At 57.1% G+C, this 17,211-nt stretch carries 14 protein-coding genes; 8 read left to right on the top strand and 6 right to left on the bottom strand.

Annotated features, from left to right (window positions below; all coding sequences use genetic code 11):
* Positions 1–68 precede the first annotated feature (68 nt).
* Positions 69–1,535 (bottom strand): fructuronate reductase, encoded by a 1,467-nt coding sequence (locus QLG21_RS02505; RefSeq protein WP_282483832.1) that lies wholly within the window; start codon positions 1,533–1,535, stop codon positions 69–71.
* A 205-nt stretch (positions 1,536–1,740) separates the two neighbouring features.
* Here QLG21_RS02505 and uxuA point away from each other — a divergent pair, with 205 nt between their 5' ends.
* On the top strand, positions 1,741–2,931 hold the full coding sequence (gene uxuA, locus QLG21_RS02500; protein WP_282483831.1) for a mannonate dehydratase: 1,191 nt from the start codon (positions 1,741–1,743) through the stop codon (positions 2,929–2,931).
* A gap of 118 nt (positions 2,932–3,049) precedes the next feature.
* On the opposite strand, the gene yeiP is transcribed toward uxuA, so the two are convergent.
* A complete protein-coding gene (gene yeiP / locus QLG21_RS02495) occupies positions 3,050–3,622 on the bottom strand; it encodes an elongation factor P-like protein YeiP (RefSeq protein WP_006176435.1) in 573 nt (190 codons plus the stop codon).
* 163 nt (positions 3,623–3,785) lie between these two features.
* On the opposite strand from yeiP, the gene QLG21_RS02490 reads away from it, so the two are divergent.
* Entirely contained in the window at positions 3,786–4,040 is a 255-nt protein-coding gene (locus tag QLG21_RS02490; protein ID WP_042320278.1) for a YkgJ family cysteine cluster protein, read from the top strand.
* On the opposite strand, the gene setB is transcribed toward QLG21_RS02490, so the two are convergent.
* The gene (gene setB / locus QLG21_RS02485) at positions 4,037–5,218 is read right to left on the bottom strand and encodes a sugar efflux transporter SetB (RefSeq protein ID WP_282483830.1); all 1,182 of its coding nucleotides are present in this window, start codon (positions 5,216–5,218) and stop codon (positions 4,037–4,039) included. The genes QLG21_RS02490 and setB overlap by 4 nt on opposite strands.
* Before the next feature lie 354 nt (positions 5,219–5,572).
* Here setB and fruB point away from each other — a divergent pair, with 354 nt between their 5' ends.
* Genes fruB through fruA form a run of 3 tightly spaced genes read left to right on the top strand, consistent with a single transcriptional unit; the run spans position 5,573 to position 9,343 of the window.
* A complete protein-coding gene (gene fruB / locus QLG21_RS02480) occupies positions 5,573–6,703 on the top strand; it encodes a fused PTS fructose transporter subunit IIA/HPr protein (RefSeq protein WP_058609899.1) in 1,131 nt (376 codons plus the stop codon).
* Positions 6,703–7,641 carry a 1-phosphofructokinase gene (gene fruK, locus QLG21_RS02475; RefSeq protein WP_006176431.1) on the top strand — a complete coding sequence of 313 codons (939 nt, stop codon included), beginning with the start codon at positions 6,703–6,705 and terminating at the stop codon, positions 7,639–7,641. Before fruB ends, fruK begins: the two co-directional genes overlap by 1 nt.
* Before the next feature lie 16 nt (positions 7,642–7,657).
* A complete protein-coding gene (fruA, locus tag QLG21_RS02470; RefSeq protein ID WP_282483829.1) occupies positions 7,658–9,343 on the top strand; it encodes a PTS fructose transporter subunit IIBC in 1,686 nt (561 codons plus the stop codon).
* 46 nt (positions 9,344–9,389) lie between these two features.
* Here fruA and nfo read toward each other — a convergent pair whose 3' ends face one another.
* A complete protein-coding gene (nfo, locus tag QLG21_RS02465) occupies positions 9,390–10,247 on the bottom strand; it encodes a deoxyribonuclease IV (protein ID WP_088208082.1) in 858 nt (285 codons plus the stop codon).
* A 64-nt stretch (positions 10,248–10,311) separates the two neighbouring features.
* Positions 10,312–11,358 carry a YeiH family protein gene (locus QLG21_RS02460; protein ID WP_153688092.1) on the bottom strand — a complete coding sequence of 349 codons (1,047 nt, stop codon included), beginning with the start codon at positions 11,356–11,358 and terminating at the stop codon, positions 10,312–10,314.
* A gap of 97 nt (positions 11,359–11,455) precedes the next feature.
* Here QLG21_RS02460 and yieE point away from each other — a divergent pair, with 97 nt between their 5' ends.
* From yieE to cirA, 3 genes are all read left to right on the top strand, one after another.
* The gene (yieE, locus tag QLG21_RS02455; RefSeq protein ID WP_006176427.1) at positions 11,456–12,322 is read left to right on the top strand and encodes a DNA-binding transcriptional regulator YeiE; all 867 of its coding nucleotides are present in this window, start codon (positions 11,456–11,458) and stop codon (positions 12,320–12,322) included.
* Positions 12,323–12,502: 180 nt separating this feature from the next.
* Entirely contained in the window at positions 12,503–13,972 is a 1,470-nt protein-coding gene (lysP, locus tag QLG21_RS02450) for a lysine-specific permease (protein WP_282483828.1), read from the top strand.
* Between the two features lie 227 nt (positions 13,973–14,199).
* Positions 14,200–16,170, top strand: a complete 1,971-nt coding sequence (gene cirA, locus QLG21_RS02445; RefSeq protein ID WP_282483827.1) for a catecholate siderophore receptor CirA — start codon at positions 14,200–14,202, stop codon at positions 16,168–16,170.
* Between the two features lie 101 nt (positions 16,171–16,271).
* Here the strand turns inward: cirA and fghA are convergent, their stop codons facing one another.
* Complete coding sequence (fghA, locus tag QLG21_RS02440) at positions 16,272–17,099, bottom strand: S-formylglutathione hydrolase (RefSeq protein WP_137849391.1); 828 nt, start codon at positions 17,097–17,099, stop codon at positions 16,272–16,274.
* Positions 17,100–17,211: the final 112 nt, after the last annotated feature.

Here is a 17,211-nt window from a genome sequence, read left to right as displayed (position 1 = left end):
AAAAACGGACATTGAGAAGGGGAGGCGCGAACGGAGAGGCACCCCGTTCGCGTTAAACGCAATAATCGCTAAATATTTAACGTTTCGATAACGGCCCGGCGCGCGCCATCGCGGACGAGGCGCTGGTAGGCCTGAACGATTGCGTCCACGAACGCCGGCGTTTGCGGCAGGTCGTGGCCGAAGATCTCGTTTAGCCCCAGCAGGGCGGTGACGCGATCGGCTTCGCTGCTGGTGCTCACAATGCCACGGATTTTCTCGCTAAGCGGATCGCGAACGTCGATTACGTTTCCCTGGTCATCCGTGCCGCTGACGTAGCGCATCCAGCCCGCCACGCCCAGCGCCAGCAGAGGCCACGCAGTGTGACGTTCAAGATGCACCCGAATGCCGTCGAGCATCCGCTGCGGCAATTTCTGGCTGCCGTCCATCGCGATCTGCCAGGTCCGGTGCTGAAGCGCCGGGTTGGCAAAACGGTCGATCAGGCTGTCGGCATAGGCGGTGAGGTCAACATCCGTAATGCGCAGGGTAGGGGCCTGCTCGTCCAGCATCAACCGGCGGGCGGCCTCGCGGAAGTGCTCATCCTCCATGCATTCATTAATATGCGCGTAGCCCGCCAGGTAGCCAAGGTAGGCCAGAAACGAGTGGCTGCCGTTCAGCATCCGCAGTTTCATTTGCTCCCAGGGCAAAACGTCCTGCACCATCTGCACGCCTGCGACCTCCCACTCTGGCCGTCCGGCGACAAAGTTATCTTCAACCACCCACTGGATAAATGGCTCACAGCTGATGGCGCAGGGATCGTCCACGCCAAGGGCCTGGGTGATTTCGGCCAGAGAGGCCTCGGTGGCGGCCGGAACAATCCGGTCGACCATGGTGCCCGGGAAGCTGACGTGCGCATCAATCCAGGCGGCAAGCTCAGGGGAGCGTTTTTGCGCCATCCCGAGCACGGCGTTTTTCACCACATGTCCGTTATCCGGGATGTTATCGCAGGAGAGAACGGTAAACGGCTGCAACCCCCGCTCGCGGCGGCGATGCAGCGCTTCGACCAGAATACCCGGCGCGGAATGTGGTTCTGACGGATTTTCAAGGTCATGGACAATGCGGGCGTTTTGCGTATCCAGCCTGCCGGTAGCCGGGTCGAGGCAATAGCCTTTTTCAGTGATGGTGAGGGAAACAATCGCCACCTGGGGTTCGCAGAATTTTTCAATGATCGCCGCCAGCGAGTCGAGTTTTGCATTCAGACATTCATGTACCGCGCCGACGATAATCGGCTGATTCCCGTCAGGCCCTTTCTCCAGCACCGTAAACAGATGGTCCTGGGCGCGCAGCTGGCTCATCAGCACGTCGCCGCTGAACAGGCTGATCTCGCAAATCCCCCAGTCACCCCCCTTTGCGTTCAGTACCCGGTCTGTTAACAATGCCTGATGCGCGCGATGAAACGCACCAAAGCCAAAATGGACGATGCGCGAGCGCAGTGACTGACGGTCGTAATGCGGCTGTTGAACACGGGAAGGAAGCGCGGTGGAGGCAATTGTCTTCATGAAATACACACCTGATTAACCATTAATTAACAATGCCAGTGTAAAGTTATATGACAACAAAGAGAATTGGTAAGCCGTAAATATCGCGATTATGTGAGTTTGATCAATCAATGCCGTGGGCTATATTGACCCACATGATTAAACATGTATGGTAGTCGTCAACACAGTCATTCATATTGGTATAACAACTTTAAGGGGTGGGACGATGGAACAAACCTGGCGTTGGTACGGACCGAACGATCCGGTTTCGCTTGATGATGTGCGTCAGGCAGGCGCGACGGGCGTCGTGACGGCACTGCACCACATTCCCAACGGCCAGGTGTGGCCGGTTGACGAAATCAAACAGCGTCAGGCGCTGCTGGCGGAAAAGGGCTTAACCTGGTCTGTGGTCGAAAGCATCCCGGTGCATGAAGAGATCAAAACCCGTTCCGGCGAGTGCGACACCTGGATTGCCAACTATCAGCAGAGCATCCGTAACCTCGCCGCCTGCGGGATTGATACCGTTTGCTATAACTTTATGCCTATTCTGGACTGGACGCGTACCGATCTGGAATACCAGATGGCAGACGGCTCTAAAGCGCTGCGCTTTGACCAGATTGCCTTTGCGGCCTTTGAGCTGCACATTCTGAAACGTTCTGGTGCCCAGGCGGACTATACCGCCGAAGAGCAGCAGCAGGCGAAGCAGTGGTTTGATGCCGCCAGCGAAGCCGATAACGAAAAGCTGACGCGCAATATCATTGCCGGTCTGCCGGGGGCTGAAGAGGGGTACACCCTGGATCAGTTCCGCGCGCGTCTGGCCGAGTACGGTAATATCGATAAAAACCAGCTGCGCGACAACATGGCCCACTTCCTGCGCGCCATTGTCCCGGTCGCAGAAGAGGTGAAAGTGCGTCTGGCTATCCATCCTGATGATCCTCCGCGTCCCATCCTCGGCCTGCCGCGTATTGTCTCGACGATCGAGGATATGCAGTGGCTGAAAGAGACGGTCGACAGCATCTATAACGGCTTTACCATGTGCACCGGCTCCTACGGCGTGCGTGCGGATAACGACCTGGTGCAGATGATCGAGATCTTTGGCGATCGGATCCACTTCACCCACCTTCGCGCTACCTGCCGGGAAGAGAACCCGAAAACCTTCCACGAAGCGGCGCACCTGGGCGGCGACGTGAATATGGTGGCGGTGGTGGATGCGATCCTGGCGCAGGAAGTTCGCCGTAAGCAGGCGGGCGATGTACGTCCGATTCCGTTCCGTCCGGATCACGGGCATCAGATGCTGGATGATTTACGCAAGAAAACAAACCCGGGCTACTCGGCGATTGGTCGCCTGAAAGGGATGGCGGAAGTGCGCGGCGTTGAGCTGGCGCTGAAGATGACGAAGTATCCAGAGCTGCTGTAAGCTCTGTTGCCCGGTGGCGCTACCGCTTACCGGGCCTACAAAAAAACCGGCCTGAGAGCCGGTTTTTTAGTTTTTGCAGGTCGGGTAAGGCGAAGCCGCCGCCCGACAAATGCCGCAATCAGTCAGCACGACCCATATAGCGTTTTTCTTCAATATGGATGCGGATTTTCTCGCCTGCTGAGAGGTACTCAGGCACCTGAACAACCAGACCGGTCGTCAGCGTTGCCGGTTTGTTACGGGCGCTCGCGGACGCGCCTTTGATACCCGGTGCCGTATCGACAATTTCCAGATCGACGGTTTGCGGCAGTTCCAGCGCCAGCAGCACGCCATCCCAGGTCAGCACCTGCATGTCCGGCATCCCACCTTCTGGAATGAACAGCAGCTCTTCTTCGATCTGATCTTTGGTGAAGATATACGGCGTATAGTCTTCTTTATCCATGAACACGTATTCGTTGCCGTCGATATAGGAGAAATCAACGTAGCGACGGGTCAGGGTCACGGTATCCACGATATCGTCGCCTTTGAAGCGCTCTTCAACCTTCAGGCCGGTACGCACGTCGGCGAAACGCATCTTATACAGCGTTGCAGCACCGCGGGCGCTCGGGGCCTGAATATCGATATCTTTCACAATCAGCAGTTTGCCGTTGTAATTCAGTACCATACCTTTCTTAATTTCGTTCGCTCTTGGCATTGCAGTAATCCTGTTTACGGGAGGTAAAAAATATCGCGCCAAATTACTCGCGCGCGGCCTTTCAGGCAAGAGGAATTCGTGGCTTTTGCTATCAATACACAAAAGGTGTTACTGTGCGCCCGATGCCCGACTGCGCGGGCATTTCTACCCACAGAGAGCCTTTATGGATTGTCGTCCGGACTGTGGCGCGTGCTGTACCGCACCGTCCATCTCAAGCCCCATACCCGGCATGCCGCAGGGCAAGCCGGCAAACACGCGCTGCGTTCAGCTCTCTGAATCCAATCTGTGCATGATCTTTAGTTCGCCTTTGCGCCCGAAGGTGTGCGCCGGGCTTCAGCCCAGCGCCGGAATGTGCGGCAGCACGCGCGAACAGGCCATGACCTGGCTGCTTGAGCTGGAGAGCCTCACCGCACCCTAAACGTCTTTAATGCGCGTCAGACACCCGATGGTCACGACGCACATCACCAGCGCAATCCAGAACACCGTGTGATAATTCCAGATTTCCGCCACGATCCCGGCCATGGAGCCGGCAATAATCCAGCCCACGCGGGTGGTATTAGTATAAAGGGTGGTGGCTGCGCCTGCCTGTCCAGGCATCAGATCCTGGAAGTAGAGCATCCCGATGCCCGCCAGGATCCCGATGTAAATCGCGTTCAGCAGCTGTAACGTCAGCAGCAGCGCCGGGCTATGCACTGTCAGCATGCCGATATAGAACAGCAGCCCGGCGACGGCCGCAATGCGCATCAAAAAGCGCTTTCCGAAGCGCTTCGCGTAATAACCGGCGATGAGCATGGTCGGGATCTCCAGACCTGCCGCGGTACCCATCATAATGCCCGCCAGTTTCTCCGGCAGGTGCAGCTCGTCAATAATAAACAGCGGCATATTAATAATGTAGAGACTGTTGGTTCCCCACATCAGCATACAAATGATGAATAACAGCAACGCGTCACGACGATTGCGGCGCGGCGCTTCCAGCACGCCGGTCGTGACTTTTGGCTCTTTGCGCATCGACGGCAGGAAAAACCATACCATTGCGCCGCACACCACAAACGCCACGGCGGCGCTCAGGTACATCACCGTAAAACCAAAACCCATCGCCAGCGCATACGCCAGCGGCGGGCCAATCACCCATGCCAGGGAGACCTGGGCACGCAGAATGGAGCTGAACATGACCGCTTCGCGCCCGGTGCGATCGGCGTGCTCGCGGGCAAGGGCGAACATCTGCGGGTTGGCGGTGGAGCCAAAGCTGCTCAGGAATACGCCGACAAACAGCAGAACGAAGTAGTTTCGGTTCCAGGCGAACAGCACGCAGGCGAACACGCCCAGCAGGCAGCAGAACACAATCAGGCTTTTGCGATCGCCTTTACGGTCAGAGCGGCCGGCAAGAAACTGGCTGACGAGGATCCCGATAATGGCGCTGCCGGTAAAGAAGAAGCCAACCATCGCCGGGCGGGCATGAACCTCGTTCGTTAAAAACAGGCTCAGCGTGGGTGTTTGTAATGCCCCCGCGATACCGGTGAGGAAAGCGACAATCAGAAACGCCGTTGACGTCAAATCAAAGGGCTTTGGTGAGGCGGCAGCGGGGGTGTTATGCATGTTTTATAATCAGAGAATGACAAAACCGCGGAGTTTACGCCGCCCGTCATAAAATAAACAGTGGGTGCCGTCAATTTCGCCACAAAAAATCAAAATAGCATTTCATTTTAGTCGTTCAGCTGAAGCTGCTGACGCCGTTTGCTGAACGTCAGCAAAAATGGCTCGCTGCAACAGAAATGTGCGGCATCTCTAAATTCTGTTATACGAAATGTAACTTTTCTTGCAACATTCTCGAGAAAAAGGCAAGAATTCTTGAAACGTTTCAGCGCTATCTTGTTTGAACTGACGGAGCAGGTTAGCGCATTTTTTCTCATTAAGGCTGAAACGATTCAAGTTCAGCAGGAGAGGAGAACCATGTTCCAGTTATCTGTTCAGGATATTCACCCGGGCGAACAGGCCGGGAATAAAGAAGAGGCCATTCGCCAGATTGCCGCCGCGCTCGTACAGGCAGGCAACGTCGCGGAAGGCTACGTTGATGGCATGCTGGCGCGCGAGCAGCAGACGTCTACCTTCCTCGGCAACGGCATTGCCATTCCGCACGGTACAACGGACACCCGCGACCAGGTGCTGAAAACCGGCGTTCAGGTTTATCAGTTCCCGCAGGGCGTCGTCTGGGGTGACGGCCAGGTGGCTTATGTCGCCATCGGTATCGCCGCCAGCAGTGATGAACACCTGGGCTTGCTGCGTCAGCTGACGCACGTGTTAAGCGATGACGCCGTTGCTGAACAACTGAAATCTGTCACCACCGCCGAAGAGCTGCGCGCCCTGCTGATGGGTGAAAAACAGAGCGAAGCGCTGAAGCTGGACAACGAAACGCTGACCCTGGACGTTGCCGCCAGCGATCTGGTGACGCTACAGGCGCTGAACGCCGGTCGCCTGAAAGAGGCCGGTGCCGCTGATACGGCCTTCGTGACGCGCGTCATTAACGACAAACCGCTGAATCTCGGTCAGGGCATCTGGCTGAACGACAGTGCTGAAGGCAACCTGCGCAGCGCGATTGCGGTTAGCCGCGCGGCCACCGCTTTCGAGGTAGAAGGTGAACGTGCTGCGATGCTCGTCACCGTCGCCATGGCCGATGAACAGCCGGTTTCCGTGCTGAAACGCCTGGGCGATCTGCTCCTGAACAATAAAGCTGAAAAACTTCTGAACGCTGATGCCGCCACCGTGCTGGCGCTTCTGACCAGCGACGACGTGCCGACGGATGACGTGTTGAGTGCTGAGTTTGTGGTACGTAATGAACATGGCCTGCATGCCCGCCCGGGCACCATGCTGGTGAATACGGTGAAACAGTTCGAAAGTGACATCACCGTGACCAACCTCGACGGTTCAGGCAAACCGGCGAATGGCCGCAGCCTGATGAAAGTTGTCGCGCTGGGCGTGAAGAAAGGCCACCGCCTGCGTTTCACCGCACAGGGTGCGGATGCTGAACAGGCGCTGAAAGCGATTGGCGACGCCATCGCGGCAGGTCTGGGGGAGGGCGCATAATGAGCAGACGTGTTGCTACGATTACCCTCAACCCGGCTTACGATCTGGTGGGCTTCTGCCCGGAAATCGAGCGCGGCGAAGTTAACCTCGTCCGCACAACGGGCCTGCATGCAGCAGGGAAAGGCATTAACGTCGCGAAGGTCCTTAAGGATCTGGGTATCGACGTCACCGTGGGCGGTTTCCTCGGCAAAGACAACCAGGACGGTTTTCAGCAGTTGTTCAGCGAGTTGGGCATTGCGAACCGTTTCCAGGTCGTTCAGGGCCGTACCCGCATCAACGTTAAGCTGACGGAAAAAGACGGTGAAGTGACCGATCTGAACTTCTCCGGCTTCGAGGTTACGCCATCGGACTGGGAACGTTTCGTTAACGATTCGCTGACCTGGCTCGGCCAGTTTGACATGGTCTGCGTCAGCGGCAGCCTGCCGTCAGGCGTCAGCCCGGAAGCCTTCACCGACTGGATGACGCGCCTGCGCAGCCAGTGTCCGTGCATTATCTTCGACAGCAGCCGTGACGCCCTGGTAGCCGGCCTCAAGGCCTCGCCATGGCTGGTGAAACCTAACCGCCGCGAGCTGGAGATCTGGGCAGGCCGCAAGCTGCCAGAATTAAAAGATGTGATTGAAGCTGCCCATGCCCTGCGCGAGCAAGGTATTGCGCACGTGGTGATCTCTCTCGGTGCGGAAGGCGCACTGTGGGTGAACGCCTCGGGCGAATGGATCGCCAAACCACCGTCGGTTGAGGTAGTCAGCACCGTCGGCGCAGGGGATTCGATGGTTGGCGGCCTGATTTACGGCCTGCTGATGCGTGAATCCAGCGAGCATACGTTACGTCTTGCCACCGCCGTTGCCGCCCTGGCCGTCAGCCAGAGCAACGTCGGTATTACCGATCGTACCCAGTTGGCCGCGATGATGGCGCGCGTTGACTTAAAACCTTTTAACTAACAGCAGGAGAGGAATAATGAAAACGCTGCTGATTATCGACTCCGGACTCGGACAGGCTCGCGCCTATATGGCGAAGACGCTGCTGGGCGCGGCGGCTCACAAAGCACATCTGGATATTATCGACAACCCGGGCGATGCCGAACTGGCGATTGTGCTGGGCGACAGCATCCCGGCGGACAGCGCGCTGAACGGCAAAAAAGTGTGGCTGGGCGATATCAATCGCGCGGTGGCACATCCTGAGCTGTTCCTGAGCGAGGCAAAAAGCCACGCAACGGTGTACACCGCACCTGTTACAAAAACGCCGATTGCGGCGTCCGGCCCGAAACGTATTGTTGCCGTGACGGCCTGCCCGACGGGCGTGGCGCACACCTTTATGGCGGCTGAAGCCATTGAAACCGAAGCGAAAAAACGCGGCTGGTGGGTGAAGGTTGAAACGCGCGGTTCCGTTGGCGCGGGTAACCCTATCACGGCGGAAGAGGTAGCTGAGGCGGATCTGGTGATCGTCGCGGCGGATATCGAAGTGGATCTGGCGAAGTTCGCTGGTAAGCCGATGTACCGTACCTCGACCGGCCTGGCGCTGAAAAAGACCGCTCAGGAGTTTGATAAAGCGCTGGCGGAAGCTAAGCCGTATCAGGCAACCGGCGCGGCGAAAACCGCTACAGAAGGGAAAAAAGAGTCTGCGGGCGCGTATCGCCACCTGCTGACCGGCGTCTCCTACATGCTGCCGATGGTTGTTGCGGGCGGTCTGTGTATTGCGCTTTCCTTCGCCTTTGGTATTGAAGCGTTTAAGGAACAGGGCACCCTGGCCGCGGCGCTGATGCAGATTGGTGGCGGCTCAGCCTTCGCGCTGATGGTGCCGGTGCTGGCAGGCTTTATTGCCTTCTCCATTGCTGACCGTCCGGGTCTGACCCCGGGTCTTATCGGCGGTATGCTCGCCGTGAGCACCGGTTCCGGCTTTATCGGCGGTATCATTGCGGGCTTCCTGGCGGGTTACGTCGCGAAGCTTATCAGCTCGAAGCTGAAATTGCCGCAGAGCATGGAAGCGCTGAAACCGATCCTGATCATCCCGCTGCTCTCCAGCCTGGTGGTCGGTCTGGCGATGATTTACCTGATTGGTAAACCGGTTTCGGGCATTCTGGAATGGCTGACCCACTGGCTGCAAACCATGGGGACGACGAACGCTGTTCTGCTGGGAGCACTCCTCGGTGGCATGATGTGTTTCGACATGGGCGGCCCGGTGAACAAAGCGGCTTATGCCTTTGGCGTTGGCCTGCTGAGTACCCAGACCTATGCGCCAATGGCGGCGATCATGGCGGCAGGTATGGTGCCACCGCTGGCGCTTGGACTGGCGACAATCATCGCGCGTCGTAAGTTCGACAAAGCACAGCAGGAAGGCGGTAAAGCTGCCCTGGTGCTGGGCCTGTGCTTCATCACCGAAGGGGCGATTCCGTTCGCCGCGCGTGATCCATTCCGCGTACTGCCTTGCTGCATCGTCGGTGGCGCAGTGACCGGCGCTATCTCAATGGCGGTGGGTGCGAAGCTGATGGCACCGCACGGCGGTCTGTTCGTGCTGCTGATCCCTGGCGCAATCACCCCGGTGCTGGGCTATCTGCTGGCGATCGTCGCCGGTACGCTGGTGGCGGGTTTCTCTTACGCCGTGCTGAAACGCCCGGAAGCTGAAGCCGTCGCCAAAGCGGCATAAGCAGTAAGATGAAAAAAAGCCGGGTTGCATGAGCACCCGGCTTTTTTTATGCCGCCTGTTCGGCGGTTTGCTGCGCTTTCAGCCAGGCAATCTCTTCGACCCAGATATCGGGATTGATGGTTTCCAGCACCATCGGGATCCCGTCGAAGCGCGGGTCCTGCATGATAAAGCGGAACGCATCGTGACCGATGTTCCCTTCGCCCAGGCTGTGGTGACGGTCCACCCGGCTGCCGAAGGCGCTTTTGGCATCGTTTAAGTGCATGCCACGCAGGTACTGAAAGCCGACGATGCGCTCGAACTCATCGAAGGTGTGCTGACACGCCTCGGTGGTACGCAGATCGTAACCCGCCGCAAAGGCGTGGCAGGTATCGATGCACACGCCCACGCGGGTTTTGTCTTCCACGCCGTCGATAATCGCTGCCAGATGTTCAAACTTAAAGCCAAGGTTGCTGCCCTGACCGGCGGTGTTTTCAATCACCGCCGTCACGCCCTGCGTCTTGTCCAGCGTAATGTTGATGGATTCAGCGATGCGCGCCAGACAGGCGTCTTCATCAATTTGCTTCAGATGGCTACCCGGATGGAAATTCAGCAGCGTCAGCCCGAGCTGTTCGCAGCGCTGAACTTCATCGAGGAAGGCTTCTCGGGATTTTTCCAGCGCCTCTTCAACCGGATGGCCGAGGTTAATGAGGTAGCTGTCGTGGGGAAGGATCTGGCCCGGCCCGAAGTGATATTTCTCGCAGGCGGCTTTGAACTCATCAATCATTTCGGTGGTCAGCGGTGCGGCACGCCACTGGCGCTGGTTCTTGGTGAACAGGGCGAAAGCGGTCGCCTCGATTTCTGCGGCGCGAATGGCGGCATTCGCCAGGCCGCCTGCAGCGCTAACGTGCGCTCCAACATATTTCATAAGGGAATTCCTGTTAACCCGAAATGCGTATGATAACGGGTTAACAGGGGAAGGATGTAGTGGTTTATGCCATCAGGCTGTGTACCGCGAGGTTAATCGCGCCACCGCCGACAATCAGCCAGATGAACAGTACCAGCGCCATCAGCAGCGGTTTTGCCCCGGCTTTTTTCAGCGCGCTGACGTGGGTGGTAACCCCCAGCGCCGCCATCGCCATTGCCAGCAGCACGGTATCGAGCGTCACCAGCATATCCACCACGGCTTTTGGCAGCAGATGGAACGAGTTAAAGATCGCCACCACGATGAACAGGATCGCAAACCACGGGATCGTGATTTTACTCTTCTGGTTGCCATCAGCGGGCGCCAGCTGTTTAACGCGTGCGGCCAGGAAAATCAGGAACGGAGCCAGCATCATCACGCGCAGCATTTTGGCGATCACCGCAGCGTTTTCCGCATCCGGGTTGATGGCGTGACCCGCCGCGACAACCTGCGCCACTTCATGCATGGTCGAGCCGATGTAGATACCGTAAGTTTCAGGGCTAAACCAGTGGGCCAGCAGCGGGTACATGGCCGGGTAGAGGAAAATCGCCAGGGTACCGAAGATCACGACCGTTGCCACCGCGACGGTGACTTTACTGGCCTCTGCTTTCACCACCGGCTCCGTTGCCAGCACCGCCGCTGCGCCGCAGATGCTGCTGCCTGCGCCAATCAGCCAGCTGGTTTGCTTATCCAGCCCGAAGATCTTCTGGCCGATAAAGCACGCCAGCAAAAAGGTGCTGCTCAGCGTCAGGACATCAATGACGATGCCGCTCACGCCCACGTCCGCAATCTGGGAAAACGTGAGGCGAAAGCCGTAGAGAATAATCCCGAGCCGCAGAAGATGCTGCTTGGCGAAAATAACCCCACCGTCGCAGGATTTCCAGATGTGCGGGTAAAGGGTATTCCCGACGACCATACCAATTAAAATGGCCAGCGTTAAGGCGCTGAAGCCTGCGCCCGCCACCGCCGGAATGCTGCCGCCCCAGAGCGCCACGCCGGTAATGACGGCACTGAGCGCAAGACCCGGCACGAAGTGCCACAATGTACGATGATGCTGTAAGGTGATTTCTGACATAACCTTCTCCTTTGTCTGGCTAAAGGTTACGGCGCTCTGGCTTAAAAATAAAATTGATTATATATTTATAATCAATCTTTATAAGTGGTAAGCAACCATGCACATTACTTTGCGTCAGCTGGAAGTGTTTGCGGAAGTGCTGAAAAGCGGCTCGACGACACAGGCGTCGCAAATGCTGTCGCTTTCGCAGTCTGCCGTCAGCGCTGCGTTAACCGATCTCGAAGGGCAGCTGGGCGTTCAGCTTTTCGACAGGGTAGGGAAGCGGCTGGTGGTGAACGAACACGGTCGACTTTTATATCCGCGCGCGCTGGCGCTGCTGGAGCAGGCGACGGAAATCGAACAGCTGTTCCGCGAGGACAACGGCGCGATCCGCGTTTATGCCAGCAGCACCATCGGCAACTACATTCTGCCCGAGGTCATTGCCCGCTACCGCCGCGACTTCCCGGCCCTGCCGCTGGAGATGAGCGTCGGCAACAGTCAGGACGTGATCAATGCGGTAATCGATTTTCGCGTAGACATTGGTCTTATCGAAGGGCCGTGCCACAACGTCGACATTATTGCTGAACCCTGGCTGGAGGATGAACTGGTGGTGTTCGCTTCGCCAGCCTCATCGTTATTACAGGGCGAGGTGACGCTCGAGCGCCTGGCGCAGGCCCAGTGGATCTTGCGTGAGCAGGGGTCCGGCACGCGCGAAATCGTGGATTACCTGCTGCTCTCCCATCTGCCACAGTTTCAACTGGGGATGGAGCTGGGAAATTCCGAAGCCATTAAACATGCGGTGCGTCACGGGTTGGGTATCAGCTGTCTTTCGCGGCGGGTGATTGCTGAACAACTCGAGGCGGGTACGCTGGTTGAAATCCCTGTTCCACTGCCAAAACTGGTGCGCACGCTGTGGTGCATCCATCATCGTCAGAAACACCTTTCCAGTTCGTTGCAGCGTTTTTTACGCTACTGCGAGATGTAACCCTCCCCGGTGGCGCTACGCTGACCGGGGCTACGCGCGATTTTCAGCCCCTGTTTTTATGCTTTACTTATAATCCCGGCCGCGTCATGAAGCTCTCTTATAACTGGGGATTTCTGCCGGAAGGAACGGGGATCGTCTGCTACAATCGCGCCTCATTTAATAAATGGACAGCATTTTCACATGGTTTCAGAAAATAAAACCACAGAAGCGCCCGCGCTACGTCGCGAACTCAAGGCGCGTCACCTGACGATGATCGCCATTGGCGGCTCCATTGGTACAGGTCTTTTCGTTGCCTCTGGCGCAACGATTTCGGCAGCAGGCCCGGGCGGGGCACTCTTCTCTTATATCCTGATTGGCCTGATGGTGTACTTCCTGATGACCAGTCTGGGCGAACTGGCCGCTTACATGCCGGTCTCGGGTTCCTTCTCCACTTACGGGCAAAAGTATGTCGAAGAAGGCTTCGGCTTTGCGCTGGGCTGGAACTACTGGTACAACTGGGCGGTAACCATCGCCGTTGACCTGGTGGCATCACAGCTGGTGATGACCTGGTGGTTCCCGGACACGCCCGGCTGGATCTGGAGTGCGTTGTTCCTGGCGGTGATTTTCCTGCTGAACTACATCTCCGTTCGCGGCTTCGGTGAAGCGGAATACTGGTTCTCTCTGATCAAAGTGACGACCGTCATCATCTTTATCGTCGTCGGTGTGACGATGATCGTCGGCATTTTCAAAGGGGCAGAGCCGGCGGGCTGGAGCAACTGGACCATAGGCGATGCGCCGTTTGCCGGGGGCTTCTCGGCGATGATTGGCGTGGCGATGATCGTCGGCTTCTCCTTCCAGGGAACCGAGCTTATCGGCATCGCGGCTGGTGAATCTGAAGATCCGGAGAAGAACATTCCGCGCGCGGTGCGTCAGGTGTTCTGGCGTATCCTGCTGTTCTATGTGTTCGCCATTCTGATTATCAGCCTGATCATTCCTTATACCGATCCGAGCCTGCTGCGTAATGACGTGAAAGACATCAGCGTTAGCCCGTTCACCCTGGTCTTCCAGCATGCTGGCCTGCTCTCGGCGGCAGCGGTGATGAATGCCGTTATCCTGACCGCGGTACTCTCTGCGGGTAACTCCGGTATGTACGCCTCTACCCGTATGCTCTACACCCTGGCCTGCGACGGTAAAGCGCCACGTATTTTTGCTAAACTCTCTCGCGGCGGCGTACCGCGTAACGCGCTGTACGCAACCACGGTAATCGCGGGCCTTTGCTTCCTGACCTCGATGTTCGGTAACCAGACCGTTTACCTGTGGCTGCTCAACACCTCGGGTATGACCGGCTTTATCGCCTGGCTGGGGATTGCCATCAGCCACTATCGTTTCCGCCGTGGTTACGTGATGCAGGGGCACGACATCAATGACCTGCCGTACCGCTCAGGGTTCTTCCCGCTGGGGCCGATTTTTGCCTTTGTTCTGTGCCTGATCATTACGCTTGGCCAGAACTATGAGGCGTTCCTGTCTGACACCATCGACTGGGGCGGCGTGATGGCGACCTACATCGGCATTCCGCTGTTCCTGGCGATCTGGTTTGGTTACAAACTGGTGAAAGGCACACGTTTCGTTCGCTATAGCGAAATGGATTTCCCGGAACGATTCAAAAAATAACCGCAGTTCCTCTCTTTCAGCCCGCTCACTCGAGCGGGCTTTTTTATCTCCACAGTATGCAGAACGGATATAATTTTTAACAATTAAATTGATAATAGTTATCGTTTGCTTTATCGTTATCAAAAATGATAACGCGCCAGCCGACCCGCCACAGACGTGGGCGGCATGATGGGCATTGCGAGCAATAATTCATTGATTTAGTTGTGTTCACCTCATGGAGATATGGAATGTTTAGGTTGAATCCCATCGTCAGGGGAGGCCTTTGTGCGTCCGCTATGTCCCTGGCACTGCCTGTTGTAGCGGCGGAATCCGGCGACACGCTGGTTGTCACGGCCTCGGCTACTGAGCAAAACCTGAAGGATGCGCCCGCCAGTATCAGCGTGATTACCCAGGAAGATTTGAAGCGTAAGCCGGTTCAGAACCTGAAAGATGTGTTACAGGATGTGCCGGGCGTGCAGCTCACTAACGAAGGGGATAACCGTAAAGGCGTCAGCATTCGTGGGCTGGACAGCAGCTATACGCTGATCCTGATCGACGGTAAGCGCGTGAGTTCGCGTAACGCGGTGTTCCGCCATAACGATTTCGACCTGAACTGGGTGCCTGTAGATGCCATTGAGCGTATCGAAGTGGTGCGCGGGCCGATGTCCTCGCTTTACGGGTCAGATGCGCTGGGCGGCGTGGTCAACATCATTACCAAAAAGATCGGCCAGAAATGGACCGGTACCCTCAGTGCGGATTCAACCATTCAGGAACATCGCGATCGCGGTGATACCTATAACGGCCAGTTCTATACCAGCGGTCCACTGGTAGACGGTGTGCTGGGGCTGAAAGCCTACGGCAGCCTGTCCAAACGCGAAAAAGACGACCAGCAGTCATCTTCTACCTCTTCCACCGGTGAAACTCCGCGTATTGAAGGGTTCACCAGCCGTGATGCCAACGTCGAGTTCGCCTGGACGCCAACGGAGAACCACGACTTCACCGCGGGCTACGGCTTCGACCGCCAGGATCGCGATTCCGACTCCCTCGATAAAAACCGTCTCGAGCGCCAGAACTACTCCCTGAGCCACAATGGCCGCTGGGGCGTGGGCAATAGCGAGCTGAAAGTGTATGGCGAGAAGGTGGATAACAAAAATCCCGGCAACGCCAATGCGATTACCTCCGAGAGCAACGCTGTTGACGGTAAATATGTGCTGCCGTTGGGTGAAATCAACCAGTTGCTGACCTTTGGCGGCGAGTGGCGTCACGATAAGCTGAAAGATCCGGTCAACCTCACGGGCGGCTCCAGCAGCAATACCTCGGCAAGCCAGTACGCGCTCTTCCTGGAAGACGAGTGGCGCATCTTTGAGCCGCTGGCGCTGACCACCGGTATTCGTATGGATGACCACGAAACCTACGGCGACCACTGGAGCCCGCGTGCCTATCTGGTCTATAACGCAACGGATACGGTAACGGTGAAAGGGGGCTGGGCCACCGCGTTTAAAGCGCCGTCTCTGCTGCAGCTTAGCCCGGACTGGATCACCGGCTCGTGCCGCGGGGCGTGTGAGATTGTCGGTAACCCGGATCTGAAGCCTGAGACCAGCGAAAGTTTCGAACTCGGTCTCTACTATAGCGGGGAAGAGGGCTGGTTAGAGGGTGTGCAGGCGAGCATCACCACCTTCCAGAACGACGTAGACGATCGTATCAGTATCAGCCGTACGGCTAACGTCGATCAGGCGCAAAGCTACCCGAACTATGTTGGTCTGAACGCCGATGGCGAGCCTATTTTCCGCTATTACAACGTTAACAAGGCGCGCATCCGGGGTGTGGAAACTGAACTGAAATTCCCGGTGGCGGAAGACTGGAAAGTCACGCTGAACTACACCTATAACGATGGCCGCGATATCAGCAATGGCGGCAACAAACCGCTGTCCGAACTGCCGTTCCATACGGCAAACGGAACCGTTGACTGGAAAGCCACGCAGGACTGGGCGTTTTACGTACAGGGCAACTATACCGGCGAGAAACGCGCCTTAACCAGCGGTGCCGCGACGCCGGGTGGCTATGTCGTGTGGAACACGGGTGCGTCATGGCAGGCAACGAAAGCCGTTAAGCTGCGCGCGGGCGTGCAGAACCTGCTGGATAAAGACCTCAGCCGTGACGATTACAGCTACACGGAAGATGGTCGTCGCTACTTTGTGGGCGTGGATTATAAGTTCTGATGTCGCTTTAATGCCGGGTGGCGGCTGCGCCTTACCCGGCCTACATTCGAGGGATTTGTAGGCCCGGTAAGCGAAGCGCCACCGGGCAACAAAGGGCGCACTTATCCCATTAAATGCGCCGCATGGAAGCGGAGATGATCCTCAATAAAGGACGCCATAAAGTAATAGCTGTGATCGTACCCCGGCTGAATGCGCAGGGTCAGCGGCCAGTTTTTCTGACGTGCGGCCTCTGCCAGCAGCGCAGGCTGCAGCTGACCGGCGAGGAACTGATCCGCATCGCCCTGGTCGACGAGCGTGGGGATCGCATCCGCCGAATCGCTCGCCAGCATCAGCGCACAGCTGTCCCATTCCTGCCATTGTTCAGCGTCCTCACCCAGGTAGTGCGTAAAGGCTTTTTGCCCCCACGGCACCTGAGAAGGGTTCACAATCGGCGCAAATGCCGACACGCTGGTGTATTTCCCCGGATTTTTCAGCGCCATGATCAGCGCGCCGTGGCCGCCCATCGAGTGACCGCTAATTGCACAACGCTCGCTCACCGCAAACTCTGCCTGAATCAACGCGGGCAGTTCATCGCGGATGTAATCGTACATGCGGTAATGGTTCGCCCAGGGCTGTTGGGTCGCATTGAGGTAGAAGCCTGCGCCTTTGCCTAAATCGTAGCCGGCATCGTCGGTAACCTCGTCACCGCGCGGGCTGGTGTCCGGCATGACCAGTGCAATACCCAGCTCAGCGGCGACCCGCTGCGCCCCGGCTTTGGTGGTGAAGTTTTCGTCGTTGCAGGTCAGGCCTGACAGCCAGAACAGAACGGGGGGATTTTCCGTCGGTGGCAGAAAAATGCTGAACGTCATAGCACAGTTCAGAACGGTGGAGTCGTGCCGCCAGCGCTGCTGTCGACCTTCAAAACAACGGTGCTCTTCGAGCAGTTCCATGCAGGGCTCCTTATACGAAAAACGATTCATCAAACTCATAATACAGAGTTTTCATTGACCTGTGAGTAACTTTCACTTCCGCTTCACGGCGGGATACTGCATCATAAATTTA

Source organism: Enterobacter sp. V87_3 (assembly GCF_029967835.1).
Lineage (GTDB): Bacteria > Pseudomonadota > Gammaproteobacteria > Enterobacterales > Enterobacteriaceae > Enterobacter > Enterobacter cancerogenus.
This window is presented reverse-complemented; position numbering and strand designations above follow the sequence as displayed.